Annotated in this window: 23 protein-coding genes; 21 read left to right on the top strand and 2 right to left on the bottom strand. The window is 38.1% G+C overall.

Translation table 11 applies throughout. The annotated features are described in order from the left end of the window. Positions 1 to 4: 4 nt before the first annotated feature. The 7 genes from LU635_RS10970 (at position 5) to LU635_RS10940 (ending at position 5,593) form a co-directional block, all read left to right on the top strand. Positions 5 to 3,217: an efflux RND transporter permease subunit gene (locus tag LU635_RS10970; RefSeq protein ID WP_240099127.1), complete on the top strand. Its 3,213-nt coding sequence runs from the start codon at positions 5 to 7 to the stop codon at positions 3,215 to 3,217. 57 nt (positions 3,218 to 3,274) lie between these two features. Continuing rightward, positions 3,275 to 3,574: a hypothetical protein gene (locus tag LU635_RS10965; protein WP_240099125.1), complete on the top strand. Its 300-nt coding sequence runs from the start codon at positions 3,275 to 3,277 to the stop codon at positions 3,572 to 3,574. A 16-nt stretch (positions 3,575 to 3,590) separates the two neighbouring features. Then, positions 3,591 to 3,797 (top strand): YgaP family membrane protein, encoded by a 207-nt coding sequence (locus tag LU635_RS10960; protein WP_240099123.1) that lies wholly within the window; start codon positions 3,591 to 3,593, stop codon positions 3,795 to 3,797. Positions 3,798 to 3,919: 122 nt separating this feature from the next. Further along, positions 3,920 to 4,198 carry a rhodanese-like domain-containing protein gene (locus LU635_RS10955; protein ID WP_240099121.1) on the top strand — a complete coding sequence of 93 codons (279 nt, stop codon included), beginning with the start codon at positions 3,920 to 3,922 and terminating at the stop codon, positions 4,196 to 4,198. A gap of 3 nt (positions 4,199 to 4,201) precedes the next feature. Beyond that, complete coding sequence (locus LU635_RS10950; RefSeq protein WP_240099119.1) at positions 4,202 to 4,519, top strand: rhodanese-like domain-containing protein; 318 nt, start codon at positions 4,202 to 4,204, stop codon at positions 4,517 to 4,519. Next, the gene (locus LU635_RS10945) at positions 4,516 to 4,734 is read left to right on the top strand and encodes a hypothetical protein (RefSeq protein WP_240099117.1); all 219 of its coding nucleotides are present in this window, start codon (positions 4,516 to 4,518) and stop codon (positions 4,732 to 4,734) included. The genes LU635_RS10950 and LU635_RS10945 overlap by 4 nt, the downstream gene beginning before the upstream one ends. 139 nt (positions 4,735 to 4,873) lie before the next feature. Then, on the top strand, positions 4,874 to 5,593 hold the full coding sequence (locus tag LU635_RS10940; protein ID WP_240099115.1) for an aspartate/glutamate racemase family protein: 720 nt from the start codon (positions 4,874 to 4,876) through the stop codon (positions 5,591 to 5,593). Positions 5,594 to 5,660: 67 nt separating this feature from the next. On the opposite strand, the gene LU635_RS10935 is transcribed toward LU635_RS10940, so the two are convergent. Continuing rightward, positions 5,661 to 6,737: a LacI family DNA-binding transcriptional regulator gene (locus LU635_RS10935; protein ID WP_240099113.1), complete on the bottom strand. Its 1,077-nt coding sequence runs from the start codon at positions 6,735 to 6,737 to the stop codon at positions 5,661 to 5,663. 178 nt (positions 6,738 to 6,915) lie between these two features. On the opposite strand from LU635_RS10935, the gene LU635_RS10930 reads away from it, so the two are divergent. The 13 genes from LU635_RS10930 (at position 6,916) to LU635_RS10870 (ending at position 24,377) form a co-directional block, all read left to right on the top strand. Next, a complete protein-coding gene (locus LU635_RS10930; RefSeq protein ID WP_240099111.1) occupies positions 6,916 to 10,017 on the top strand; it encodes a SusC/RagA family TonB-linked outer membrane protein in 3,102 nt (1,033 codons plus the stop codon). A 21-nt stretch (positions 10,018 to 10,038) separates the two neighbouring features. Next, positions 10,039 to 11,391: a RagB/SusD family nutrient uptake outer membrane protein gene (locus LU635_RS10925; RefSeq protein ID WP_240099110.1), complete on the top strand. Its 1,353-nt coding sequence runs from the start codon at positions 10,039 to 10,041 to the stop codon at positions 11,389 to 11,391. Between the two features lie 43 nt (positions 11,392 to 11,434). After that, on the top strand, positions 11,435 to 12,874 hold the full coding sequence (locus LU635_RS10920; RefSeq protein WP_240099108.1) for a CBM96 family carbohydrate-binding protein: 1,440 nt from the start codon (positions 11,435 to 11,437) through the stop codon (positions 12,872 to 12,874). A gap of 32 nt (positions 12,875 to 12,906) precedes the next feature. Then, entirely contained in the window at positions 12,907 to 13,653 is a 747-nt protein-coding gene (locus tag LU635_RS10915) for a glycoside hydrolase family 16 protein (protein WP_240099106.1), read from the top strand. Between the two features lie 111 nt (positions 13,654 to 13,764). Beyond that, positions 13,765 to 14,544: a glucosamine-6-phosphate deaminase gene (locus tag LU635_RS10910; RefSeq protein WP_240099104.1), complete on the top strand. Its 780-nt coding sequence runs from the start codon at positions 13,765 to 13,767 to the stop codon at positions 14,542 to 14,544. Next, positions 14,537 to 16,462: an alginate lyase family protein gene (locus LU635_RS10905; RefSeq protein WP_240099102.1), complete on the top strand. Its 1,926-nt coding sequence runs from the start codon at positions 14,537 to 14,539 to the stop codon at positions 16,460 to 16,462. Before LU635_RS10910 ends, LU635_RS10905 begins: the two co-directional genes overlap by 8 nt. Positions 16,463 to 16,472: 10 nt before the next feature. After that, positions 16,473 to 18,035, top strand: a complete 1,563-nt coding sequence (locus LU635_RS10900; protein ID WP_240099100.1) for a family 20 glycosylhydrolase — start codon at positions 16,473 to 16,475, stop codon at positions 18,033 to 18,035. 7 nt (positions 18,036 to 18,042) lie between these two features. Next, entirely contained in the window at positions 18,043 to 18,894 is an 852-nt protein-coding gene (locus tag LU635_RS10895) for a sialate O-acetylesterase (protein WP_240099098.1), read from the top strand. A gap of 24 nt (positions 18,895 to 18,918) precedes the next feature. Then, on the top strand, positions 18,919 to 20,391 hold the full coding sequence (locus tag LU635_RS10890) for a sodium:solute symporter family protein (RefSeq protein WP_240099096.1): 1,473 nt from the start codon (positions 18,919 to 18,921) through the stop codon (positions 20,389 to 20,391). An 11-nt stretch (positions 20,392 to 20,402) separates the two neighbouring features. Next, a complete protein-coding gene (locus LU635_RS10885) occupies positions 20,403 to 21,551 on the top strand; it encodes an N-acetylglucosamine-6-phosphate deacetylase (RefSeq protein WP_240099094.1) in 1,149 nt (382 codons plus the stop codon). Between the two features lie 45 nt (positions 21,552 to 21,596). Further along, complete coding sequence (locus LU635_RS10880; protein ID WP_240099092.1) at positions 21,597 to 23,213, top strand: beta-N-acetylhexosaminidase; 1,617 nt, start codon at positions 21,597 to 21,599, stop codon at positions 23,211 to 23,213. 154 nt (positions 23,214 to 23,367) lie between these two features. Continuing rightward, a complete protein-coding gene (locus tag LU635_RS10875) occupies positions 23,368 to 23,997 on the top strand; it encodes a copper homeostasis protein CutC (protein ID WP_240099090.1) in 630 nt (209 codons plus the stop codon). Between the two features lie 224 nt (positions 23,998 to 24,221). Beyond that, positions 24,222 to 24,377, top strand: a complete 156-nt coding sequence (locus tag LU635_RS10870) for a hypothetical protein (RefSeq protein ID WP_240099088.1) — start codon at positions 24,222 to 24,224, stop codon at positions 24,375 to 24,377. Positions 24,378 to 24,427: 50 nt separating this feature from the next. On the opposite strand, the gene LU635_RS10865 is transcribed toward LU635_RS10870, so the two are convergent. After that, a complete protein-coding gene (locus LU635_RS10865; protein WP_240099086.1) occupies positions 24,428 to 25,798 on the bottom strand; it encodes a short-chain fatty acid transporter in 1,371 nt (456 codons plus the stop codon). 332 nt (positions 25,799 to 26,130) lie between these two features. Between LU635_RS10865 and LU635_RS10860 the strand changes: the two genes are divergently transcribed. Continuing rightward, positions 26,131 to 26,688 (top strand): hypothetical protein, encoded by a 558-nt coding sequence (locus LU635_RS10860; protein WP_240099084.1) that lies wholly within the window; start codon positions 26,131 to 26,133, stop codon positions 26,686 to 26,688. The last annotated feature ends 122 nt before the right edge of the window (positions 26,689 to 26,810 follow it).

The raw sequence follows: 26,810 nt of genomic DNA, 5'->3' as shown, positions 1-26,810 counted from the left end.
TACAATGAAAGAAGGATTAGCAGGTAAAATAGCCAAAGGCTTTATCAACTCGAAACTTACGGTACTGCTTATGATCGTCTTTATGGTGGTTGGGGTTTACAGTTCTTTTCTTATTCCAAGAGAAGAAGAACCTCAGATAGACGTGCCTATGGCCGATATCTTTGTAGGATATCCAGGCGCCTCTCCTACCGAGGTCGAGTCCCGGGTGGTCAAGCCATTGGAAAAGATAATATCTAATGTTAAGGGAGTGGAATATGTCTATTCTACTTCTATGAAAGAACAGGGAATGATCATCGTTCAGTTCTATGTGGGAGAAGACATTGAGCGTTCCTACGTGAAACTCTACAACGAATTGATGAAGAGTATGGATAAGCTGCCGCGAAATGTGACGCAGCCTATGGTCAAAACCCGGGCTATAGACGATGTTCCGGTGCTTGGACTCACCCTGTGGAGTGAGAATTATAATGATTATCAGTTAAAACAGATAGCTGAAGAGCTGGACCACGAGATAGAAAAAGTGGAAGATGTTTCGATCACTAAAGTTAAAGGTGGGAGAAACCGTCAGTTACGCGTGGTGCTGGATAAGGCCAAAATGGCATCCAGTGGTGTTGATTTTCTTGGGATAGCCGAAAAGATCAAAGCCAATAATCAGCAGATGTCATCGGGGAAATTCGATAATCAGGACACCGAATTCCTGGTGACTACCGGAAGTTTTCTGGAGTCAAAAGAAGATGTAAATAACCTTATTATTGGAGTTCAGGATAATCAGCCGGTATACCTTAAACAGGTAGCCACAGTTGTTGACGGGCCCGAACTTCCAAAAGAATATGTAAGCTTCGGCTACGGCCAGGCTAATGAAAAGGCAGGTGAATATAATTCAGAATATCCTGCGGTAACACTATCGGTAGCCAAAAGAAAAGGTGCCGATGCGATGCAGATTGCCGATGTGATCATCGAAAAGGTAGATCACTTAAAACAGAACCTTATTCCTGATGATGTTCACGTAGAAGTGACAAGGAACTACGGGGAAACCGCTTCCCATAAGGTATCCGAATTACTGATGCACCTTATAGGAGCCATTATTGCGGTAACCATCGTGGTAATGCTTGCAATGGGCTGGCGAGGCGGACTTGTAGTCTTCCTTTCGGTGCCTATTACTTTCGCCCTGACTTTGTTGAGCTACTATATGCTCGATTATACGCTGAACAGAATTACCCTTTTCGCCCTGGTATTCGTGACCGGTATCGTGGTGGACGATTCCATTATTATTGCCGAGAATATGCACAGGCACTTCAAATTGCGGCGTTTACCATTTAAACAGGCTGCACTGTACGCCATTAATGAGGTTGGGAACCCGACCATTCTGGCAACATTTACAGTGATCGCTTCGGTATTGCCAATGGCATTTGTAAGCGGACTGATGGGACCATATATGAGCCCGATGCCGATTGGAGCATCTATCGCGATGATCCTGTCCTTATTCGTGGCCCTTACCATCACACCATACCTTGGATACCTTTTCCTTAGAGAAAAGGGCAAGAAAGTTGAAAAGGAGGATTCGGAAGAATTAAAGGAGAACGACAACAGCATAGACAACACCTTTATTTACAGGTTATATTCGAAGTTTGAAAAACCTCTGATCGAGAACCCTAAAAAACGATGGATCTTCCTGGGGACAACTATCCTGTTGCTTCTGGCTTCGGTTTCAATGTTCTTTACCAATACCGTAGCAGTAAAGATGCTGCCTTTTGATAATAAGAACGAATTCCAGGTAATTATAGATATGCCTGAAGGCACTACTCTGGAAAGGACCGCTGTGGTCACTAAAGAGATTGGGCAATACCTGTCTCAAAGGCCTGAAGTGGTGAATTACCAGACCTATGTGGGAGCTTCGGCACCTATTACCTTTAACGGACTGGTAAGGCATTATGACCTGCGAGGATCCAGTAACACGGCCGATATCCAGGTGAACCTTACAGATAAAGGTGAAAGAAGTGCTCAGAGTCACGATATCGTGAAATTAATGCGTCCCGATGTTCAGAAGATAGCTGCTAAATATAACGCCAATGTAAAGCTTGTGGAAGTACCACCGGGACCACCAGTACTTTCTACTATCGTGGCAGAAGTTTACGGGCCTGATTACGAGAAGCAGATAGAAGTGGCTTCTGAAGTACAGGATATTCTGAACAATACCGAAGATGTGGTAGATGTGGACTGGATGGTGGAAGCCGATCAGCCTGAATACGAGTTCGAGATCGATAAGGAAAAGGCGATGCTTTATGGAATGGCTCCAAAACAGATAGTCTACACCCTTAATACCGCTCTTGGAGAAAATGCTGTAACCCAGCTTTATGATGAAGATGCTGCCGAGCCTGTGGGAATAGTACTGGCACTGAACGAAAATGAAAAGTCTTCAGTAAACGACATTTCCCAGATCCAGATCCATTCACAAAACGGACAGATGGTCTCTGTTGGGGATCTTGTGAAGGTGAAGGAAGATGTGCGGAAAAAGAACATTTACCGGAAGAACCAGAAACGAGTGGTTTACGTACTGGCCGATATGGCCGGGGAACTTGAGAGTCCGGTTTATGCCATCCTGGGAATGGAAGAGAAGCTCAAGGATATTAAGCTTCCTGAAGGTTATACTATGAATGAGCTGTATATGGAGCAACCTCAGTATGAGGATGACTTTACGGTTAAATGGGATGGAGAATGGCAGATCACCCTGGAGGTTTTCAGAGACCTGGGAATCGCATTCCTTGGTGTGATCATAATCATTTATATCCTGATCGTTGGCTGGTTCCAGAACTTTAAAGCACCAATCGTGATGATGGTGGCCATTCCGCTTTCCCTTGTGGGTATCGTGCTAGGTCACTGGATAATGGGAGCTTTCTTTACTGCGACTTCCTTTATCGGAATGATTGCCCTGGCGGGTATTATGGTCCGGAACTCGGTGCTCCTCATCGATTTCGTGAACCTGAGGCTGGAAGAAGGAATTCCGCTGAAGCAGGCCGTGATCGAAGCCGGAGCTGTAAGAACCACGCCTATCCTGCTTACCGCAGGTACGGTGGTGATCGGAGCTTTTGTGATCCTCTTTGATCCTATTTTTCAGGGTCTGGCGATCTCGCTAATGGGAGGAACCATTGCTTCTACAGTACTTACACTACTGGTAGTACCGCTGGTATATTATATGATTGAAAAGAAAAACCATAAATAAAACCAAAATTACCGGATCTCTGATTCAGGGATTCGGTAGCTTAAAACCAGTAAAAAGATGAAATTATTAATTGTTACTTCGCTATCAGAATTTCATAAGGATATCCTGAAGCTGTTCAGGGAATCCCATATCGAAGCTTTCAGTACTTCAGAAATAGATGGCTATAGAAATTCTCTTATCGCTACCCAGAGTTGGTTTCCAAGTGAAAAGGGAGGCAACGAATCGGTAATGCTTTTTAGTTTTACCGAAGATGACAAAATAGACAGCTTCTTTAAGCTTGTAAAAGCATATAACGAACAGCTCGAAACCGATAATCCGGTAAGAGCTGTTGTATTACCCATTGAAAGATATATCTAATTAAAATACATTAAAAATGAGAAACAGAATAGTACGCGGCGTAGCCGGAACATTTATTTTAATAAGTTTGATGCTTGCCATTTATGTAAATATAAACTGGCTTTGGTTCACTGCCTTTGTGGGAGCCAACCTGCTTCAGTCTTCCTTAACCCAATGGTGTTTGATGGAGGATATATTAAAGAAGTTTGGAATTACCAATGATAAAGAACTGAACAAAAGCTGATCAATTTCTAAAAGGAATTTATAAAATGCCGGCTAAAAATTACCAAAATCTTTTGTAACATAAGTAACTGTGCAAGAGTCTTATGGGATTTATTTTTGCCACATAATTCTGAAAAGAAAAATATGCAAACAGAAGTATTAATAAAAGAAAATCAAGGTACCATCGTAGATGTGAGAAGCCCGGGAGAATATAGTTCCGGTCATGTTGATGGGTCTAAGAATATTCCCCTTACAGAGATCCCGGACAGGTTGGAAGAATTAAAACAATTACCTGCACCCCTTATCCTCTGTTGCGCCTCAGGAATGAGAAGCGGACAAGTAGAGAGATACCTGCAGGCACAGAACATTGAATGTATCAATGGTGGATCCTGGCTTGAAATTAACTATTTAAAATTTTCCTAGTTTATGATTAATATATTAAAGCAACTATTTAAATCTGAACCTAAACCTGATTATTCGGAGTTACTAAAGAACGGTGGAATTATTGTGGATGTACGTACCAAAAACGAATATGCCGCAGGCCACATTAAAGGTTCTAAAAATATTCCTCTTAATAGTCTGAATCACAATCTGGCTAAACTGAAGAAAAAGGATCAGTCTATTATTACCTGCTGTGCATCGGGGATGAGGAGTGGAAGTGCAAAGAGCATTTTGAAAAACCTTGGGTATACCAATGTTCATAATGGAGGAGGCTGGAGAAATCTGGAGAGGAAAATATCATGATAAAGGACAGACTTCTTAAAGGGTGGACCCTGGGGCGCGTAATTTACCTAATTATAGGTGTTGCAATGATTATCCAGGCCGCTAATTATGACCAGTGGATAGGGATTGTTCTCGGACTCTATATGTCTTTTATGGGACTGTTTGGTTTTGGCTGTGCCGGCGGAAGTTGTTATAATGGTAGTTGCGATATTCAGGAAAACCAGACTAAAAATTAGATTTTCAGGGTAATTACCGGAAAGAGTACAAAAGATGATAGTAAGAACCACTATCATCTTTTTTTTGGAGTAACATTTGTTACAGCCAAAATCCTGTATAAGATGTAACTTTATTTGAGTAACCTTAAATAGATTTCTTATGAGAACGCTTGGCATGATAGGAGGGACCTCCTGGCACTCTACCATCGTATATTATAAGTTGATTAATGAGTTGGTTAGTGAAAAAATAGGTACACAGGCCAATCCACAACTAATCATATACAGCATCAATATTGAACTGATGAGGCAACAGGACCATGATAAGATCAACGCAAAATATCTGGAAGTCTCAAAAAAGCTTCAGGAGGCGGGAGCCGAAGCTATATTGATCTGTGCCAACACGCCACATATGACATACTCATATATCCAGCCGCAACTTGATATTCCTGTCCTCCATATAGGAGAGGCTATTGGAAGGGAAGCTAAAAGGCAGGGACTTACTAAACTTGGTTTACTTGGTAATAAACCTACGGTCACTGGGAAATTCATACCAGATTACCTGAAAGAAAATTTTGGGATAGAAACTCTGCTTCCACCACACAATGATATTCTAAGATCACATTATTTTGTTTCCCAGGAGCTAACCCAGGGACAATTCACTGATAAAGCCAGGGAATTCTATTTAAAACAGATAAAGTTATTCCAGCAACAAGGTGCTGAAGGAGTAATCCTGGGCTGTACCGAGCTTCCTATGCTTCTGGATCAGGAAGAAGTTGAATTTCCACTTATAGCCACTACCCAGTTACATGCACAGCTGGCTGCAGATTTTATAATGGATGAAAAGCCGGTATTGAAAAAGAAATTATCAGGCGGAATTTAAAATTTTCAAAAAAGGTAAGTGTAGACAGAATATTGAAATACTATTGTATTTAAATATTGATCCTGCCTCATGGTTTCATTGAAGATTCACGAATAATTAATTCTGTTTCAAGCGTAATAGTCTCAGATTTGATAGATTTCTTCTCCTCCTCTATGAGTCTGATTAGTAGTTTTGCAGCTTCAATACCCATTTGAAAAGCCCTATCGTTTATGGTGGTAAGATGGGGTTCAATTACCCGTGAAATTGGATAGTTACTAAAGCCAACTACAGCGGTATCTTCAGGGATTTTTATTCCCGCTTTCCTGAATACCTGGATGACACTTACTGCTGTATAGTCATTCGCACAGAAAATTCCATCTGGCATTGGAGAAAATTTTAAAAACTTCTCTGCACACAAAGCACCTTCTTCATAACTTAAAGTTTTACATGGGATAATTAATTTTTCGTCCAGATTACCATGATGTTTCTTTATTGCACTTTTATATCCCTGAAGTCGTGCTTTAAAAATTGGAGTAGATTGGTTACCTGCAATATGAGCAATACGGGTACAGCCTTTTTTTATTAAATGCTCAGTTGCTTTAAATGCCGATTCAAAATCATTGATAACAATTTTGTTTGTGTCATAATTCGAAGGGACCCGATCATAAAATACCAATGGCACTCCCAATTTCCTGAATTTTTTAAAATGGTCATAATTATAGGTTTCCGTAGCAAGACACACAATAACACCTTCAACCATTTTATTCTGTAATAATTTGGTGATTTCTTTTTCTCTTGTAATAGAATCTTTGGACTGAAAAATAGTTACATTATAGCCAGTCTTGTAAGCAAACTCTTCTATTCCGCTTATCACCAGGGAGTGGAAATGAATGTCAATTCTGGGAACTATAACACCTAAAGTATGGCTTTTTTTCTTTCTAAAGCTAGAAGCTATGGAGTTGGGAATAAAACCTAATTCTTCAGCTTTTTTTTGCACTTTCTCCTTGGTAGCTTCGCTTATTGCAGGATGATCAGCCAGAGCCCTGGAAATTGTTGAGGGAGATAAATTTAGAACCTGGGCTAAATCCTTAAGTGTAATTCTTGAGTCCTTCATAACATCAAACGTTTGCATAATTATCCTTACATCCTTAGATATAATGATCATATAGTTGCAATATATTGGTTTTTTTAGGCTTAAATTAATATTTAAGTCCAAAATATATGGTAAACATAATAAAAAGTTAAATATTTTTACGCAAACGTTTGCATTGCAAAAACCTAAATTCTATATTTGGATCAAATTGTTGCATTGAACATTATTATAAATTAACGAATTTTTAACTATGAACCAGAATTCTAAAAAATATCCTAAACGCTTTGCAAGAAGCTTTAGGTTGTTGCCTAAAGTGGTTTTGCCTGTTTTATTGATGTGTTTCATATCTGTTACGGCAATTGCTCAAGAAGCAACAATATTCGGAAAAATCACCGATGCCAATACAGGGGAGCCTCTTTTAGGTGTGAATGTGATACTTAAAGGAACTTCTAATGGGGTTTCTTCTGATATGGAAGGTAATTACAGAATTAATGGAGTTTCTCCAGGGGATGTTCTTACATTCTCTTTCCTGGGATTTGAATCTGAAGAGGTTGTTGTTGGTGCTCAACAAGAGATTAATGTGTCTTTGGAGCCTGTTGCTGATGAGCTTGATGAATTGGTCATTGTTGGTTATGGGAGGAAAAAGAAGAGGAATTTAACAGGTTCTATCGCATCTGTTGGGAGTGAAGAAATAGCAGAGAGCAACCAGCAGGATCCTGTCTCGATATTACAGGGAAGGGCAGCTGGGGTTCAGGTAACCTCCAATTCCGGAGCTCCCGGTGGAGCGATAACTATCAGGGTGAGGGGGAATTCTTCTTTAAACTCTGGTAACGATCCTTTATATGTGGTAGATGGGGTCCCTATTGAATCCAATAGTTTGTCTTCTTTAAATGGGACTGAAAATTTTGGTTTAAATCCATTATCCGATATTAATCCAGGTGATATTGAGTCAATTGAAATTTTAAAGGATGCAGCCTCAACTGCAATTTATGGTTCCCGGGCAGCCAATGGAGTGGTAATGATTACCACTAAACGAGGTAAGGAAGGTAAAGCAAGGATTGATGTCAATGCTTTTACCGGGGTTAGTGAAATTAGCAGGAAATTAAGTGTTTTGAATGCTAGTCAATATAGAGAGGTTATCATAGATTCTTATAAAAATATGGATAATCCGGTTGAGCCAACCTATGCTGTTTTAGATTCATTAAGTCCGAGAAATAACGGTGATGTTGACTGGCAGGATGAGGTGTTGCGAGTAGCGCCACAATATAAGGTCGATTTTTCGGTGAGAGGTGGCTCAGAAAATATAAAGTATGCATGGAGTTCCTCATTTCTTAACCAGGATGGGATTATTTTAAATTCAAACTATAAGCGTGTTACTTCGCGGCTGAATGTAGATTTCAATGCTACTGATAAGCTCAAATTTGGACAGAGTTTGTCCTATACAAATGGAATCAATAATCGTATTAATGCCGGGGGATCGGGGAATTTAAGTGTGGTACGTGAATTATTAATACGACCGCCATCGTATTCTATGTATCTTCCTGATGGCTCTTTGAACGGCTATCAATGGGGAAAAAGAAACCCTGTCGGGTTAGCTGAACTTGCTACCCATCTTAATAAAACCAATCGAATAATTGGTAATGAGTATGTAGAATATGAATTTACGGAAGGGCTTAAAATCAGGAGTAATCTGAACCTGGATTATATCTCTATGAAAGAAGATGAGTTTTTGCCTTCAACACTTGATTATCGTCCAGGCTACAATTCAGGAGCCGTGCGTTCAATTAATAATTTAACGTGGGGTAACGAAACTTATGTAACCTATGATAACCAATTTGATGAGATTCATAACCTGTCTGCTCTTACCGGATTAAGTTTCCAAAAATGGAAGTATGAACGAACAGGGCTGGACGGGATGTTCTTTTCAAGTGATAATATAAGGACCTTGAATGGTGCGGGAACTATTTCCAATCAAGATGTAAATATTATTACTGAACATTCCATGTTATCGTATTTTGGAAGAGTGTCCTATGATTACAAAGGGAAATATCTCGCAGAAGTAAACCTGAGAGCAGATGGATCATCACGTTTTGGTAGGGATAATAGATTTGGATATTTTCCTTCTGCCTCTGTAGGATGGCGATTCTCAGACGAAGAGTTTTTAAAGAATAATAGGACTGTTAATGATGCTAAATTACGCCTAAGTGTCGGGCAAACTGGTAATGAGGCCATTGGAAATTATACTTCGCAAGGTGAATTTGCAGTAGGTGCAAATTATTTAGATAACTCTGGTGCAACTCCTACTGTAATGCCTAATTCTGGATTAACCTGGGAGACCACAACCCAATATAATGCTGGGTTGGATGTTGCTTTATGGAAAAACCGGGTATCCTTTAGTGCGGATGTCTATCTAAAGCAAACAGATGATTTACTCTACAATGTTCCAATTCCGAGGACTACGGGTTTTTCATATATAACTCAGAACATTGGGAGTATAGAAAATAAAGGAGTGGAATTCGCTTTAAACAGTCGTAACATGGTAGGCGATTTTCAGTGGGATACTAACTTCAATATTAGTTCAAACCGGAATGTTGTAACAGATCTTCCTGATGAGCTTCTTACTAATGGTTATATACAAAACGGAAAATACCATATATTAAAAGAAGGATTACCAATAGGAACTTTCTATGGCTGGAAATTTAACGGTGTTTACGCTAGGGATGAAGATAATGTGAATGGAGTTACTTATGGAGCCTTAGGTCAACAATTTAAAGGAGGAGATCCTATATGGGATGATGTGAATGGAGATAATATTATTAATGGAGATGACAGGCAAATCATAGGTGATGCTACTCCTGATTTTTTCGGAGGAATTACAAACAATTTCTCCTATAAAAATTTCAGTCTTGGTGTATTTTTCCAGTTTTCCTATGGTAATGACATTTATAGTGAAATCAACCATCAGCGAAATTCAGTAGTTCGATATAATAATCTTTCTACAGATGCTTTAAATAGATGGAGAGAACAGGGGGATGTAACTAATTTTCCAAAACCGGTTCGTGATGATCCTTTAAATAGCGATAGTAGAATTCAAAGCCGTTGGGTAGAAGATGGTTCTTATATAAAGTTGAAGAATGTAAATCTTAGATATCAATTCCCTACTGAACTTATTGATCACTTAGGTTTAGCAAGACTTGACGCCTATATCACTGGGTCAAATTTGATAACGTGGACACATTATACCGGTTTTGATCCTGATGTAAACTCTTATAGCGGTTTGCGTGCCGGAGTGGACGAAGGTTCTTATCCGCAAAGCAGGACCTTGATCTTCGGGTTAAATTTTGGATTTTAAATTTTGAAAAAAATGAAAGAAATGAAAAAAATATTATTTACAATCGTCCTATTTAGTGTGTTTTCCTGTTCCCAGGATATTCTGGACAAAGAACCTGTAAGCAGTTTCTCTGCTCAGGGTTTTTATAAGACGACCAGCGATGCTCAGGCAGGTGTGTATGGTATTTATGATGCCGTTCAGTCTACCTTTCGTTTAAATTTTGCATACTGGGGTGAAGGCCGCGCCGATGCAGTGAATACAAACCACTCCGGCGATCCATTGGTTTTACAGCAAAATACACTTAGTAAAACCATTAACTCTGCAAGGTGGAATTCTATTTATGAAACCATTAGCCGGGCAAATTATGCAATTAAATACATACCTCTGGTATCTGATGGTGAGTTTGGTTTACAGCTTGTTGGCCAGGCCAGAGCACTCCGGGCCCTTTCTTATTTTTATGCAGTACGTATATGGGGGGATGTTCCATTGATTACTGAGCCTTACGAGAGCGGGGAGCAGGATTTATTTGTAGAAAGAACAAATAAAGAAGAAGTACTGGACCAGATAGTGGCAGACCTGCAGTTTGCAGCAGAAAATACTCGTGATAGCTATGGGGGAGGAAAGGATAGAATATTGATTACCAAGGGAAGTGCAAATGCACTTTTAACCAAGGTTTATATGTTGAGGAATGAATATGAGAATGCCATCGAGAGCGCAGATAAGGTACTTAATAATAGTTTGTATTCTCTGATGTCTATCAGTGACTGGTCCCGAATATTTACTACGGGTTATACAAACGAAAGTATTTTTGAAGTTGGATACGATGAAACTCAAACCAATTCTTTACGTGTGTTATATGCATTAGGCTCAGATAGTGATTATTTCCCTAGTGATAAATTTAGAAATTCATTTGAAGATGGAGATCTCAGGAAAAATCTTATTTATGATACCTCGGAAGAGCAGCCGCGTAAAATTTGGAAATTTTTTGGAGAGGGATTTGATGATGAAAGCGCTGACCCTTCTTCAAATAATATTGTATTAATACGTTTGGCAGATATTATACTTCTTAAGGCAGAGGCTCTAAACAAATTAGGAGAAACTGAAAAGGCTCTTGAGTTATTAAATGTTATTCGTGAAAGGGCTGGTTTACCTGAACTGGATGAGGCAGAGGCCACGGCCATGTATGGAGATGTTGAATCTGCTATTTTGCACGAACGTTTAATTGAGCTTTCTTTTGAAGGTCATCGATGGTTTGATCTCGTAAGAACAGGGAGAGCTATAGATGTAATGCAACCTATAAATGGTTTGAACGATGAGGGTAATTTGGTATGGCCTATTCACGAAGATGCATTAAACAGAAACCCAAACCTTGAACAAAATTCTTTTTATCAATAGAGACCGTTAAGGTTGCAGAGAGTTCAATTAAAAATTAAAAAGGATGAAAAATACTAAGATTATAACATTTTCATTAATTGGAATTTGCTTAGGCATATTTTACAGTTGTGAAATTCAGGAAGATTTTGAATATCAAAAATCCGGTATCACAGGAGAATTAGGAGTTACCGCCTGGGAATATATTCAGAGCCACGACTCTTTAGTGATGCTTGAGCAGGCAATAAAAAGTGCTGATCTTGTAGATTTTTATGAGACAGGTTCGGCAAAGACATTTATAGCACCCACTAATAATGCATTTACTGAGTACCTTAACGCCAATTCTTATAATAGTCTGGATGAGGTGCCGGTGCCCATTTTGCGTAATGCATTAAAATACCACATAGTAAACGATGTTGTGTTATTCACAGATCCGGAGCTTATGGAAAGTAATAACCCGATAGCTTATGAAACGGAGAACGGACAAACTATGTTCTTATCACATAATAGCAATTTTCAGGGTATTGTAAACGAAGGAGCAAACAAACAATGGACTATAGTAACTTCCAATTTAGAGCCATCTAATGGTGCAATGCATGTAGTGTCGTCTATTGTCTATTTTTCTGCACCTGTGGGTGATTTAGCACCTCCGGATCCATCTGTTAAAACAGATACTATTTTCCCTCTTCATGATACTTATATAAATGGAGGAAGTCAATCGGGAAATAATTTTGGTAATGATCCTCTTTTAAAAGTTAAGAATGTTACCGGAGATGGTAGCTATGACAGAAAATCTTTTCTCATGTTCGACCTTAAGGATTTTGATGAAGAAGGGGTGATAACCGATATGAAACTGGAAATAGCAGTAAAATATACCAGGGCTAAAGGGGTAAGTCTGGATTTATATTCAGTAAATGATACCTTATGGGAAGAGACAAGTTTAACTTTTGATAACGCGACTTTACCCGACGAGAATGAGGCACCCATAGCTAGTCTGACTACTTCCAAGATAAATACTTTTGAGTTTAACATCACCGATTATTTCAATGATCTTCAGGGAAAACAACGTGTTAGTTTGATGTTGGATGGAGAGGCTGGAACTGATGAAACTGATGAGTTTGCTTCAAAGGAGAATTCAGATTTTAACATGCCTATGCTTATTGCTACGATTGCTTCCGGAGACAATTTCCTGGAATTTGTTACAAATACAGGATTTGCAGTAGGAAGCGGTGAGGCTTATGCCTTTAGCAATAGTGTTCTTGAAGTTTCTGGAGCAGCAGCTGAAGACATCATATTTGAGGTTGAAGAAACACCTCAACACGGATGGTTAATAAGAGGAGCGGATATTCTGCAGGTAGGAGACAGATTTACACAACAGGATGTTAAGGTTATGAACCTTTTATACATAAACGATGGATCGGGAACTGAGGATAAAGTTGTCCTTTCAGCTAGAGATCGTGCGGGCTCAAACCTTGAACCTTTTGATGTGCTAATTACTATAGAATAGACCAAAGAGTTAGGATGTATTTCAAATTTAGTATGAAGCAAAAGTTAATACATGGTGTTTTAACGGGTATTCTTATTTTGATGGTTGCATGTAGTCAATCTCAGGAAGCAGATGAAATACCCGTTGAAACTACTACCCGCATAATTAATTTTTCTGGTTATGAATGGGTGGTTAGAACCTCAGGTGCTGGAAAGCAGGGACCAGGACCTAATTATTTCTCAGATTCTGAGGATAATGTATGGGTGGACGAAAAGGGGCGCTTACATCTCAAAATCGTTCAAAAAGGCGGTCTCTGGTATTGTGCAGGTGTAACCCTGAGGCGATCCTATGGTCATAATAAATATGTTTTTTACGTGGCAAACAGGGTGGATCAACTGGACCCAAATGTAGTAGGAGGTCTTTTTACTTATAAGAATGATGAAGAAGAAATTGACATAGAATTTTCCAGATGGTCTGATCCTGAAAAACTTGATTCTCAATTTGCAGTGCAGCCATCTTATTTGGCTGGGAATAAGGTAAGGTATGACCTGGAATTAAATTCAGACCAGTCAACCCATTTCTTTAATTGGCAACCAGATAAGATCGAGTTTGGTAGTTTCAGAGGGTTTACCCTGGAACCGGAAACTGAAGATATTATCAATACCTGGACTTATACCGGTAGTGATATTCCACCAGATAGTGATGAACGCCTTAAAATAAACCTTTGGTTATTCAGAGGTAAAAAGCCTACAGATAATCAGGAGGCCGAAATGATTATAGATCATGTAGAGATCTACTAAAACCCCAATATTATAGTTATTGCAATATTTCTTTCCATAAGAAATGATATTTGAGATCTTCATGGAAGGGAGTTGCCTACAAAATTAATAGCATATTATTTAATCTGCTGTATGAAAGATATGAAGCAAATGTTAGATTTAATGAAAGATGTAAATGTCTTTCCTACAAAAAAAATAACAGGTGAAGCCGCCGGGAAGGCAATAGAGAAATGTATCCTGAAATTACAGGAAAAGCAGGGAACCATTCGGATTATTTTTGCAGCAGCTCCTTCTCAGGATACGATGTTAGCGTATCTGTCAAAATCATCGGAGATTAACTGGAATAGAATTGTTGCTTTCAATATGGACGAATACCTGGATTTGCCAACAGATGCTCCACAATTATTTTCTAAATATCTTGAGGAGCATCTTTTTTCGAAGGTGGATATAAAAGAAGTTTATACAATTAATCCCAATATTCCGGTTCATCAGGAAATTGAAAGATATTCCAAATTGATTAATCAAGGACCAATTGATATAGTTTGTCTGGGAATTGGTGAAAATGGACATATCGCATTTAATGATCCTCCTGTGGCAGATTTTCAGGATTCAAAGGTGATAAAAACTGTTGAATTAGATGATTTATGCAGAAAACAACAGGTAAATGATGATTGTTTTGAAGACCTGAGTAAAGTTCCTAAAAAGGCAATTACATTAACTGTCCCTACTTTAATGGCTGGAAAGAATTTGTTTTGTATAGTAATAGGCGAAAATAAAGCTGATGCAGTGAATAGAACCCTTACCGGTCCTATATCTGAGACTTGTCCGGCGTCTATTCTAAGAAAACACCCACAATGTAAATTTTACTTTGATAACGCAGCCTTTCAAAATGTCTCCGGTAGCGATGATTAAGGATAGAAGGGAACTAATAAAATTGCTTGCCGGTGGTGGACTGGGTCTACTTTGTATTAATCCAATTTTAGCAAAGCATTTAGGTATAGATAGTCCTTCTGCAATCAGTAACCCGGAAATTAAAAAACAATTTCCCTTTATTAAGTATTTGAAGAAATATAATATTGGTGAATTGATACCAAAGGACCAGGGTGGTAAATTAGTTCATATGGAACTTCTCAAAACGGAGGTTGACGAAGAAATTGTAGCAAAAATTAATAAAGGACTAATTGAAGAAGAGTATGGTGTAAATATTGGCTGGGATGTTTATGAAGATACTCAGGTAGAGAAAAGTGTTTGGCTAAACAGGTTTTATTTTCTTCCTTCTTTTGCGAGGATGTTCTATTTAACCGGGGATAGTTCCTATTTAAAAACCATGATGAAGTATATTTCTAAATGGATTAAGGATAACCCGCTTACCCCCGATGCCCAAACCAAAAATTATAACTGGCGGGATATGCAGGCGGCCTGGAGGGTCATACATTGGACCTGGTGTTTATATCTTACTGAGAATAAAATAAATAAGCAGGAAAAAGATCTAATTGAAAACTCCCTTAAAGATCACGGGCAAGTACTTTTAACGTGGTTTGGAAAACAAAAGCTTAATGAATTTAATCATCAGGCACATGGAGGTCTGGCAATGCTCTATTTAGGAGTATTTTTTCCTCATTTTAAACAAGCTGGTGAACTTAAGGAAACAGGAATTACAATTCTAACACATCATCTAAATAAAGCATTTTATAAGGACGGCGGAAATGTGGAGCAAATGTTTGGATATTATCCATTCGAGACCCATATCTTTAGGGATATGTATTTGTTCAGTATGAACAATGAGTTCAATGCTCCTGAAAATTTAAAGCCTAAGTTAAAGCAAATGGGTGCTTTTATTAAAACGGTTGCCCAACCTGATAATACTATGCCTCCTATAAATGATTCCTACGAAATGCCGGTTGGTTCTAGCATAGCCGTTTTAGAAGATATTCTTAGTAGTCCACTCAAAGGAAGTGCAACAGCATTTTTGCCAGAGACCCAGTTGGCGGTTTTACGCTCTGAAAAGCCTAATGAAAAATGGTATGTCACGGCAAATCCTGCAAAAACGATTGGAGCTCATGCCCATGCCGGAAGGTTAGGCTTTACACTCTGGTATAACGGCACTCCAATTGTAATAGATAGTGGAGTTTGCAATTATGATGACCCAAAATTGGTCACATGGTATCGTACTTCAGAAGCACATAATACGGTTCTAATAGATGGAAAAACTGATATTGAAACTTCCACTGACGTACTTTGGACCTCCAAAAGAACAACCGGTAATCATATAAGAGATCTGGAGGAAACAGAACTATTTAAGGCTTGCTATATGACTTCTCCAAGGTTTGAAGAAGTTAATTCCAGGGTGCAATGGAATAGAAATGTAGCTCTGGTTGATGATAAGTATTTTATCTTACATGACTGCTTTGAGTCGGAAGACGAACATGATTTTGAATTGTTATTACATTTTCCTGAGGTTCATATAAATGAAAATGAAAAAACCTTATCCGGGCAAGGGAAAGATGAAAGCTTTAAGATAATAGTTCCAAACAGGGATTTATATGAGAAAGTTGAAGTCAGAAGTGGTTTAATAAGTAAAAAAGCTGAAAATGTTGTCGCGCCCATGGCTTCATATAAGTTTAAAGGGGATGGAGTAGTCCATTCAATTCTTGTGATAGCCCCGAATTATATAGACTTACAAATGGAGTACTCTTCAAAAAAGACAGGTGCGGGGGTAAAATTCACTGATGCGGGTAAGGATATTTTTTTATTAGTAAAAAACCCAGGGACGAAAGACGTTGCTGCCTTTGGTAAAAGATCAGAAAAGGAATTTAATGTTTTACGATAATATTTAGTTTATGAAAATCTTATATAGAATAAAAACTTTTTTATTGATAGGTGTTTTTTCAATACTTGCATTGCAAGGTTTTGCACAATACTCAACTGAAAAAGATAATGAAGAATTCAAAGTAAAGGGCTTTCATTTAGATTTACGAATTCAAGTAATGACGCCAAAGGCTCTTAAGGAGTTTGCCAGGGAATTATCCAGTTTGGGATTGAATACATTAGTAATGGAGTGGGAGGGGACTTACCCTTTTAATAAGCATGCTACCATATCTAATGAATATTCATATACCCGGGAAGAAATTAAAGATTTCATTTCTTACTGTGAAAGTCTGGATATACAGGTAATTCCCTTGCAGCAAAGCTTAGGACATGTTGAATATATATTAAGAAATCCGCGCTATAGTTTTTTAAAAGAAGATCGAAAGGATATCTCTCAGCTTTGTCCCATGGAGATTGACGAAAGCACCTCTCTTTTTAAAGATTTGTTTACAGATTTAGCAGCTTTGCATAATTCTGAATATATCCATATAGGAGGAGATGAAACATACCTCTTAGGACATTGTGAGGAGTGTCAAAAAAAGGTAGAAGAAGAGGGGAAATCTAAATTATTTGTAGACTATATGAAAACTATAGCACAAATCGTAATCGATTTAGGAAAAAAACCGGTTATGTGGGCGGATATTATTCTGAAATATCCTGAAGCTGCTGAACAACTACCTGAAGAAACAATATTCGTAGATTGGAACTATGGATGGAAAATAAATCATTTTGGAGATATAGCCTCCCTGCAGGAATTAGGCTTTTCTTTTTGGGGAGCACCGGCTTTACGAAGCCACCCGGACAATTGGTATGGTACTAACTGGCCGGTTCATTTTAAAAATCAAAAGGAATTTATTCCTTATGCACGTAAATCCAATTATGAAGGTATGATTATGACCTCCTGGTCAACCAGTGGTGTATACGGGTTTACCTGGGATGTGGGCTACGATGTTATAGATATGGTGCAAATCAGGAATACTTATCCTTTGTCAGGTTTCCGAATATTGATGGCAAGTTTTGCGGAAGCCTTAAATTCTACCGATCCTATCGATCCCGAGACTTTTGTCCAGGAATATGCCAGAAAAAGATTTGGTTTAGGTAAAGAAGACGCGGACATCCTATGGGAATTCTTTTCCAGACCCATGGAGTTAATTCAAAATGGGAAGCCGGTAAAAAGTGAAAGTATTGAGCAGATGCAAAAGGAGTTTTCAGTCATTAGGGATCAGTTAGTCCAGTTAAAACCCAGTAGAAATAAAAAGGAATTTGCACACTTTAAATTAATGGCAGATTTAAGGATGCATTATCTAGACTTTAAAATAATTGAATCAAAATACAACTCCCCCAATTTTTCAACTGAACAGGCTCCTAAATTATTGGAAGATCTGGAGGCTGTTTTTGAAGATGCAAAAGAATTAGACAAACGTTTTTTTGAATTGAATAAAGGCTTTTTGTATGAGGCTGAAATAGAAGAGCAAAATGAAATTAGAATAGAGCCCGTCCAGGTTTTATATAATCGCTTGGCGAAATTGAAATAGAGAGTGAATGAAATTCAGTAAAATTATTTTAAGCGTTTTTTTACTTACTGCTGTTTGGGTTCATGATCTTCAAGGGCAATCAGACGAAAGGACAAAGAACTTTCCAAAGGAGATCAAGAAGGTAGATAGTTTTCCGGAAAAAGAAAACCTGTGGGTTTTTATGATGGCAGGACAATCTAATATGGCCGGAAGGGGATTAGTAGAGCCGGAAGACACTCTCTCTAACCCAAGGATTATAGCATTGAATCATAAGGGAGAATGGATTGAAGCAAAGGAACCCTTGCATTTATATCAACCAGAATTAACCGGGTTAGATATGGGAACATCCTTTGCCAATGAGTTACTAAAGAATGTTGATAAGGATATAACAATCGCACTTGTACCTGTTGCAATGGGAGGAAGTTCTGTTGACTATTGGTTGAACGATAAGGAATTCCACGGAGTTAATCTGTTAAGTAACTTCAAAAAGAAACTGCGTCTAGCACAGGAGAAAGGGACCCTGAAAGGAATTTTATGGCACCAGGGTGAAAGTGATGCTTTCCTCGAAAAAATACCGGGATATGAAGGTAAATTATTGACTTTGTTTCATTTTTTCAGAAGTTACTCGACAATAGAAAACCTTCCAATTGTTTGTGGGGAACTGGGATCTTTTTCATTAGATAAGGAAAAAAAATGGGAAATGATTAACAAAAAAATTGAAGAGGTCACGTATCAGTATCCCAATTTGACACTTGTAAATACAGGTGACTTAAAGGCGAAATCAGATAATGTTCATTTTAATGGGCAATCACAGCGGATTCTTGGTATCCGGTATGCACAAGCTTATCTGCATTTGATTAGTTCAAACTCTAAAATATAATAGGTTCCTAATTCTATTTAAACTATGCAATTACTAGATTGGATTGTCTTATCAATATATTTTTTAATGCTCCTGGCTATAGGCGGCTGGGCTTATTTTCGGGTTAAAAACTCAGCAGATTTTTATACGGCAGGCGGTAAATTGCCATGGTGGTTATCTGGGATTTCCCATCACGTTTCAGGCTATAGTGGGGCCGTGTTTGTTGCCTATGCAGGGATAGCTTATACTCACGGGTTTACCTTATATGTCTGGTGGGCATTTACTGTGGGGATTGCTACAATGATTGCAGCTTTTTATATAGCTCCAAGATGGTCACGACTTAGATTGTATGCAGGTATTCAGTCACCAACTGAATATTTACTGTTAAGGTATAATTTAACTACCCAACAACTTATTGCATGGTCCGGAGCGGTTATAAAAATTTTTGATACCGGCGGAAAACTGGCTGCAATCGCGGTTCTACTGAATGTTTTTAGCGGGGCATCAATTACTTTTGGAATTTTACTTGTGGGTACTGTCTCCCTTATTTACATCACGATTGGGGGGCTGTGGGCAGATGTATGGAACGATTTTGGGCAATTTTTAGTTCAGTTGCTGGCCGGCATGACAATGTTCGTAATGATCATTTTAAAATTGGACGATGGCTTTGACGGGATCTTTAATATGTGGGATAGATTACCACCTGAGCACTCTAATTTTTTTAACGAACCCTATACAGTAGTCTTTGCTATAGTACTTCTTATTATTAACTTTTTTAGCTATAGTGGAGGAACCTGGAATCTTGCTACCAGGTTTATCTCATCTTCATCTGGGAAAACTGCAAAAAAAGCAGCAATTCTATCTTCCCTGCTTTATTTTATCTGGCCACTGATTTTACTTTACCCAATGTTTGCTGCGCCTATATTTTTTAAAAACCTTTCAGATCCCACTCTTTCCTATGGCGTTATGGTAAGAGAATTTTTACCTAACGGCCTCGTTGGTCTTGTTCTGGCCTCGCTATTTGCAAATACGCTTTCTATGACTGCTTCAGATTCAAACACAGTATCCGCAGTTATAAGTCGGGATATTTTGCCTGTCATTTTTCCGAAAATCAGAAAATTTTCAGGTAAAAAGAGTTTGCTCCTTGCCAGAATAACCACGCTCTGTTTTACCATTCTAACGATTGTAACTGCGATAAACTCTAGTCATTTTGGTGGTGTTTTTGGTCTTATAATTTCCTGGTTCGCCGCCTTATTAGGACCAATTGCCATACCTATGATTTTAGGTCTTTTGCCAGCTTTTGCCAAAAGTGATGGAAAGGCCGCAATAGCCTCTATTTTGGGTGGATTAACCACATTTGTTCTTCTTAAATTATTTACTGTTCATTCGCTTGCAATTGAAATTGGTGGTCCAACTTTGGTTTCATTATTAATATTTTTCTTTTTCGGGTTATTTAATAAGAAGGAAGTTCCTTCAGAGATTAAAAAACTGCATATGAATTTAGACAGGAATCATTAAAATTTAAATGAATGGGAAAAATGCTAAATGGAATTCACTATAAAACCGGTAAACCTGTTGAAATAAGTATCGAAAATGATTTAATAAGTTTCATCAAATCGGGTCCAGATCTAAACACCGATAAAATTATATGTCCGGGACTGGTTGACCTTCAAATTAATGGATTCAAGGGTATTGATTTTAATGAAGAGGGGTTAAGCGTAGATCAGGTTGTGAGTATTACAAAATCACTGTGGGCAGAAGGTATAACTGGTTATTTTCCTACTTTAATCACCAACAGTGATGAAAATATATGTGCAACTCTCGAAACAATAGCAGAGGCTTGTGAGAAACATTCAATAATTAATAAAACGATTGGTGGAATCCATTTGGAAGGCCCTTTTTTATCCGCAGAGGATGGCCCTCGAGGAGCCCATCCTTTAAAACATATAAAAGCTCCCGATTGGGAGCTCCTTAATAAATGGCAAAAAATAGCCAGGGGACGGATTAAATTGATAACTATATCGCCTGAGTGGCCGGGATCGGTAAGTTTCATAAAGCAATGTGTATCTTCCGGTATTCTGGTTTCTATAGGCCATACATCTGCCAGTGCAGAACAAATTAGGGAGGCAGTACAGGCAGGGGCAAGAGCATCTACTCATTTGGGTAACGCCACTCATCTAATGCTACCGCGTCATTCTAATTATATATGGGAACAATTAGCTTCAGAAAAATTGTGGTCAACAATAATAGCAGATGGATTTCATTTACCTGAGTCTTTGTTAAAAGTATTTATAAAACTCAAAGAAGGAAAAACCGTTCTGGTAAGTGATTCCACTAAATTTGCTGGTTTGCCTCCAGGTTCTTATTCCAGTCATATTGGAGGAACCATAGAATTGAATGCTGAAGGGAGACTATATATGAAGGAGAATCCTAAAATGCTAGCGGGTTCTGCCCAATCCCTTCTTACTTGTGTAGATCATTTAGTGAATTCTGAAATCAGTTCGTTACAAACAGCGCTAGAGATGGCATTCTTAAAACCTGCGGAGCTACTTGGGATACATAATTTATATGGCTTGGAAGAGGGTAAAAAAGCAGACTTAATCATTTTTGAACGTACCTCAGGTAAAATAAAAATTCTACAAACCATTAAAGCTGGGGAAGTAGTGTATACTATTTAGCAGAGAATAAAAAATTAAAGCAGTATTAAAATAACCATATATCCTATGAATATCACATATTTCATTTTCATCTTTTTTGCTCTAATAAATAATCCGGTTTTTGCGAATGAAACGGTTCAAATTATTCCGCAACCTTCCAAAATTGAATACGGAGAAGGTGCTTTTGCATTAAAAGAAGGGATAGATGTTATTGCTTCTGAGAACCTTCAAAATGAAGCAAGCTTTCTGGCTGATCTTTTAGGCAAGGGATTAGCCGATAAACCACAAATCTCTAAAGATGGGAAAGGTATTCACTTGATAATGGAAAGTGATTTGCAGGGCCAGCTGGGAAAAGAGGGCTATGTACTTTCTGTAAGTCCAGATGGAATTTTAATAAAGGCAGCTACCTCCTCAGGAATATTTTACGGTATTCAATCTTTGCGTCAGCTTTTACCTTCCGATTTTGAATATGAGGGGAAATATGAAAAAATTGAAGTTCCAGTTCTCCAGATCACGGATACACCCAGGTTTCCATGGAGAGCTTTTATGTTGGATGAATCCAGGCATTTTAAAGGATCACAGGAAGTGAAAAAACTTTTGGATCAAATGGCCCTTCTAAAAATGAATACTTTTCACTGGCATTTGACCGATGATCAGGGCTGGCGGTTAGAAATTAAGAAATATCCCAAGCTGACCGAAATAGGGTCCAGACGAAGAGATACTCAAACATCAAGTAGAAGTGATGAGAGAACTGGTGTACCGCATGAAGGTTTTTATACACAAGAACAAATAAAGGAAATTATAGAATATGCTAAAAATAGACATATTACTATTGTTCCGGAAATTGAAATGCCCGGCCACGCAATGGCTGCAGTTGCAGCATATCCCTGGTTAGGATCTTTGGGTACTACTAATGAGGTTCCTGTAACCTTTGGGAAGATGAATGATTCCTTCAATATTGCTGATCCGGAGGTGGTACAGTTCCTGAAAAATATTCTGGATGAAGTCTTCACTCTTTTTCCGGACAATGTAGTACATATTGGAGGGGATGAAGTGAATTTTAAGCCCTGGGAGGAATCGAAAATGGCAAATAGATTTATGAAGGAGAAGGATTTAGAATCTCCGGTGGATTTGCAAATTTATTTCACAAATCAAATGTCCAATTATATTGATAATGCTGGTAAGCGTATGATGGGATGGAATGAAATATTAGGAGATGATATTCATGAAGAAAGGGAGCCGCATACAAACAAGACAAAACAAAAATTGGCAAAATCTGCAATCGTGCACTTCTGGAAGGGAGACTTAGATCTTATTAATAGAGCCGTTAAAGAAGGCTATGATGTTGTCAACTCTAACCATTGGGATACTTATCTGGATTATACGTACGATAGAACACCCTTATCAAAGTCCTATGCATTTGACCCTGTTCCCGAAGGGCTTGATGTTAAATATCAATCGCGTATCCTGGGTACAGGCACCCAAATGTGGAGTGAATGGATTCCTACCGTACCCGAAATGGAAAAGCAGATATTTCCAAGACTGGCAGCTTATGCAGAAGTTGGTTGGACTACAAGAAAAAATAAAAATTATGACAGGTTTCAAAGTTCTCTTAAAGAACTTAAGGAAAGATGGACTTTAGGGGGGATAAACTTTTATAAAGGAAAAGACATTGATAATTAAGCTTAAAGTATGAGTGCTTTTATATCAGTTTTATTAATGAATTCAGGTTTAAAGGTTCCCGCTTTGTAAAGTTCCTACTTAGTTTTCTTATACTAATATGGACTATTTAAAGGGAGGAAGTTAATAATTAGAGATATTGATTAAAAGAATAAAAATGGAAGGAATTATAAAAGAAGCATGTGTTGAGAATTTGGACCAGGCAATTAATTCTCAGGCGTTGGGAGCTAACAGAATAGAGCTTTGCTCTAATTTAGCCGTAGAAGGTCTCACCCCTTCAAAGAGTTTAATAGAAGCTGCTAAAGAGACACTTAACATTCCTGTCAGAGTAATGATAAGACCACGGGCAGGAGATTTTTGTTATAGCGAAGATGAATTAACGCAAATGAGGGAAAGTATAAATTTATGTAAGAAGATTGGGGTAGAAGGAGTAGTTTTCGGGATACTTAATAAAGACAATACATTAAATATTGAAGCTATAAAATCATTGGCAAAAGAAGCTTATCCTCTGAAGGTAGTTATACATAAGGCAATTGACAGTACACCAGATACTGTGGAATCTCTTAAGCAATTATTGAATATTAAAGAAATCAGTACCATACTTACTTCCGGAGGAAAATCTAATGCTTTCGAAGGAGCGGATATATTGAAGAAAATGGTACAATTGGCAGGAGATGAAATTGAAATTTTGGCACAAGGACATATTACACCAAATAACCTTACCGAATTACATGATCTTATTGGTGCAAATGCATATCATGGGAAATATATTATGGGTAAAATTTGATTAAAATATAGCTGAGGAGTACCAGTATTAACTATAGATTTTATCTTTAAAAGACAGGAATTTTAGAATTCCTGTTTTTAGTTTGGTCCCCCCAGGAAGTATTCTACTATTCGATATATTAATGTTAATTATTTGCTAATTAATGAATTAACTCTTTTTGTGCTTGTAGGAATACTCGTATATTAGCGATCCCCCTACACTTTTTACTTCTTATTATTTAATTTATGGATTCTATTTCAATCTACATTATGGTAGGTGTTTGTATCGTTATTGGTGGAGCCATCCTTGTATATCTGATGAAGGATAATGCAAAACAGGAAAAGATCATTGAGAAGCATACCAGGGATATTGCTGTTATAAGAAGCAGCCGTAAGAAATAAACCTTACAATATTTCCGGTTATAGATTTACAATATTCTTTAAGGCTCGGCCTAAATAATTAATAAGCCTCCTACATAGACGATAATGCCAAGCAGCATCAGTATTAAGGTGTAGGGAAGAATTTCCCTGGCTTTTAACCGGGTGATAGCCAATAATGGTAATGCCCAGAATGGTTGAAGCATATTGGTGATCTGGTCACCATAGGCAAAGGCCATTATTGCTTTATTCAGTGGAACTCCTAGTTTTAATGCGCTTTCCAGAACTATGGGACCCTGTATGGCCCATTGTCCACCTCCACTTGGTACAAAAATATTCACTAGTCCTGCACTAAAAAAAGTGTAAACGGGCAGGCTTACATCGGTAGCCATTGAAGAGAAAAAACCTGCAATATCACCAACTATTCCTGTTTCCTTCATTATACCCATAATGCCAAAATATAAGGGAAACTGAATAAGGATAGCGGCCGCTCCTCCTATAGCCTCATCAAGTGCTTTCAGAAAAGAAACAAAAGTCCGGTGTAAAAGTATACAAAGGGCCAGCATGAAAAAATTCAGCATATTAGGAGTGAGGTTGCCAGTAAGAATGTCGTTATAGTAGCTGGCTAAAAAGCCTGCCATTAGCAGCATTCCGAAAAACAGGCTTAACCATTTTGAATGGTCCAGTCTTTCAGCACCTTCTATTAAAATATTCTTCTTCTCTCTTTTTTCCTCAGGTAGCACAATTTTGGTGGTAGCTGTACTTTTAGAAACTACCCAAAGTACGGTGGGGACAAACAGCAAAAGTATTCCAAAAATAATAAGGTTCCATTCCGAAAAGATAGTACTGGCCGTTGGAATCGTATCTGGTAGCCGGGTAATGAGATCGTTAGCTGCCGATCCTGAAAAAAGACTGTTTATATGTCCGCTTTCAGAGGCTTTTAAAGGAGCACTTCCACTAATTCCTCCATGCCACACCATTAGCCCTACATATCCCGCGGCACCAACAAGAGGGTAGTTGATCTCAAAACCTCTTTCCCGGGCAGCTTCGCCAACTTTACGAGCCATTATGGCTCCAAAGATGAGCCCGAGTCCCCAGTTAAAGAAAGCGACCAACATGGTAGAAACCGAGACAGTAATTACCGCGCTGGCATTACCTGTTACGATACCTGTTAATTTCCGGGTAAGCCAGGCCATAGGTTTACTCAGTACAAGTACATGTCCCAGGACAAGAATAAGCATCATTTGAACGGCAAAAACCAGCAAAGGAGGGTTCCACATTCCATCTTGCCAGTAGCCCAAAATCTTTATCATTGATGCAGCATTTCTTTCACCGGTAAAAAAGAAAGCGATAAAAATTGTAAGCAGGCTAAGTAAAACAGCCAGGGTAAATGGCGCCGGAATGAGTCTTTTGAAAATTTGCTCAATATTTCTGGAGATGTTCATAGTTTCAAATATCAAGAAATATTCTAAAAGTTTGGAATTTCGATTCAAAAAAGGCCTTCGCCTGCAAGTTCCGGGACATTCAGGCTCTCAAATTTATATATCGTGATGTGAATGGCCTATTATGTGAAGTGAAATAATCTGTCCTGCTAATTATAAGCCATCGAGTTCTGAACTTTAATTTTAAATCTACAATTAGTCTCTTTATTACTCTAAATGAGTTACCGGTATCTTTATGAAATAATAAGAGATACTCTGCTGTAAATTAGCATCATAATCATCATTGGTCAATTAATTGACAGGAAGTAAATTATTCATTATTAAAATCATTCATCATGAAAACATTAATCTTTTCTTTATTACTAATCGTTGCGACCTCTATTGGTCACGCCCAGAAAATTACAGAGCTTGAAGAGGCAAAAGTTGGTTTTGCTCCATTAGATGTTGAAGTTGCCGAGGATGGAAATAGTTTTACCTATACTGTACATGAATCATCTGCAGGCGAATTTGTTAAAGATCCTATAGCCTTTATGAAAGCGAATTTCGATATTCAGAACTTTATCGCAAGTTACGGAGACCGTGATTATGACTCCTATAATATAACTATAAGAAGCGGACAGGGATATCTATTGGCAGATTTCGACAAGGAAGGAGAGTTGGTGAGAACTTATCAAAAATTTAATAATATCGTTTTGCCATTAGATATGAGAAGAGAATTGTATATGGCTTACAAGGGCTGGAATATGACCGAAAATAAATATATAGCCTCAGGAAGGGGAGAATTGCTTGAAAAGGAAATGTATAAAATCAAAATCGAAAATGGTAATCGTTCACGGAACATTAAACTCGATCCAAGAGCTGTGGATAGAACCAGTGTTGCCAGTAAAGATTGATTTTAAAGTAAAACATAATTTGAATTAAGCAGGGGCTATCAGAATCTTGAATTTTGATGGCCTTTTTTTTGGATGAATACTTTTTGAATAATTTATAAAAGACCTAAGCATGTATGGATACC

The organism is Christiangramia crocea (assembly GCF_022410465.1).
Lineage (GTDB): Bacteria > Bacteroidota > Bacteroidia > Flavobacteriales > Flavobacteriaceae > Christiangramia > Christiangramia crocea.
Note: the sequence above shows the minus strand (reverse complement) of the source record. Positions and strands in the feature narration are given on the sequence as shown.

Bases quoted from the DNA above. Each gene is read 5' to 3' on its own strand.
- LU635_RS10860 (WP_240099084.1), top strand. From the start codon at position 26,131: ATGAAAACATTAATCTTTTCTTTATTACTAATCGTTGCGACCTCTATT.
- LU635_RS10915 (WP_240099106.1), top strand. From the start codon at position 12,907: ATGAAGCAAAAGTTAATACATGGTGTTTTAACGGGTATTCTTATTTTG.
- LU635_RS10875 (WP_240099090.1), top strand. From the start codon at position 23,368: ATGGAAGGAATTATAAAAGAAGCATGTGTTGAGAATTTGGACCAGGCA.
- LU635_RS10945 (WP_240099117.1), top strand. From the start codon at position 4,516: ATGATAAAGGACAGACTTCTTAAAGGGTGGACCCTGGGGCGCGTAATT.
- LU635_RS10920 (WP_240099108.1), top strand. From the start codon at position 11,435: ATGAAAAATACTAAGATTATAACATTTTCATTAATTGGAATTTGCTTA.
- LU635_RS10970 (WP_240099127.1), top strand. From the start codon at position 5: ATGAAAGAAGGATTAGCAGGTAAAATAGCCAAAGGCTTTATCAACTCG.
- LU635_RS10890 (WP_240099096.1), top strand. From the start codon at position 18,919: ATGCAATTACTAGATTGGATTGTCTTATCAATATATTTTTTAATGCTC.
- LU635_RS10965 (WP_240099125.1), top strand. From the start codon at position 3,275: ATGAAATTATTAATTGTTACTTCGCTATCAGAATTTCATAAGGATATC.
- LU635_RS10880 (WP_240099092.1), top strand. From the start codon at position 21,597: ATGAATATCACATATTTCATTTTCATCTTTTTTGCTCTAATAAATAAT.
- LU635_RS10865 (WP_240099086.1), bottom strand. From the start codon at position 25,798: ATGAACATCTCCAGAAATATTGAGCAAATTTTCAAAAGACTCATTCCG.
- LU635_RS10940 (WP_240099115.1), top strand. From the start codon at position 4,874: ATGAGAACGCTTGGCATGATAGGAGGGACCTCCTGGCACTCTACCATC.
- LU635_RS10905 (WP_240099102.1), top strand. From the start codon at position 14,537: ATGATTAAGGATAGAAGGGAACTAATAAAATTGCTTGCCGGTGGTGGA.
- LU635_RS10895 (WP_240099098.1), top strand. From the start codon at position 18,043: ATGAAATTCAGTAAAATTATTTTAAGCGTTTTTTTACTTACTGCTGTT.
- LU635_RS10910 (WP_240099104.1), top strand. From the start codon at position 13,765: ATGAAAGATATGAAGCAAATGTTAGATTTAATGAAAGATGTAAATGTC.
- LU635_RS10955 (WP_240099121.1), top strand. From the start codon at position 3,920: ATGCAAACAGAAGTATTAATAAAAGAAAATCAAGGTACCATCGTAGAT.
- LU635_RS10935 (WP_240099113.1), bottom strand. From the start codon at position 6,737: ATGATCATTATATCTAAGGATGTAAGGATAATTATGCAAACGTTTGAT.
- LU635_RS10925 (WP_240099110.1), top strand. From the start codon at position 10,039: ATGAAAAAAATATTATTTACAATCGTCCTATTTAGTGTGTTTTCCTGT.
- LU635_RS10885 (WP_240099094.1), top strand. From the start codon at position 20,403: ATGGGAAAAATGCTAAATGGAATTCACTATAAAACCGGTAAACCTGTT.
- LU635_RS10900 (WP_240099100.1), top strand. From the start codon at position 16,473: ATGAAAATCTTATATAGAATAAAAACTTTTTTATTGATAGGTGTTTTT.
- LU635_RS10870 (WP_240099088.1), top strand. From the start codon at position 24,222: ATGGATTCTATTTCAATCTACATTATGGTAGGTGTTTGTATCGTTATT.
- LU635_RS10960 (WP_240099123.1), top strand. From the start codon at position 3,591: ATGAGAAACAGAATAGTACGCGGCGTAGCCGGAACATTTATTTTAATA.
- LU635_RS10950 (WP_240099119.1), top strand. From the start codon at position 4,202: ATGATTAATATATTAAAGCAACTATTTAAATCTGAACCTAAACCTGAT.
- LU635_RS10930 (WP_240099111.1), top strand. From the start codon at position 6,916: ATGAACCAGAATTCTAAAAAATATCCTAAACGCTTTGCAAGAAGCTTT.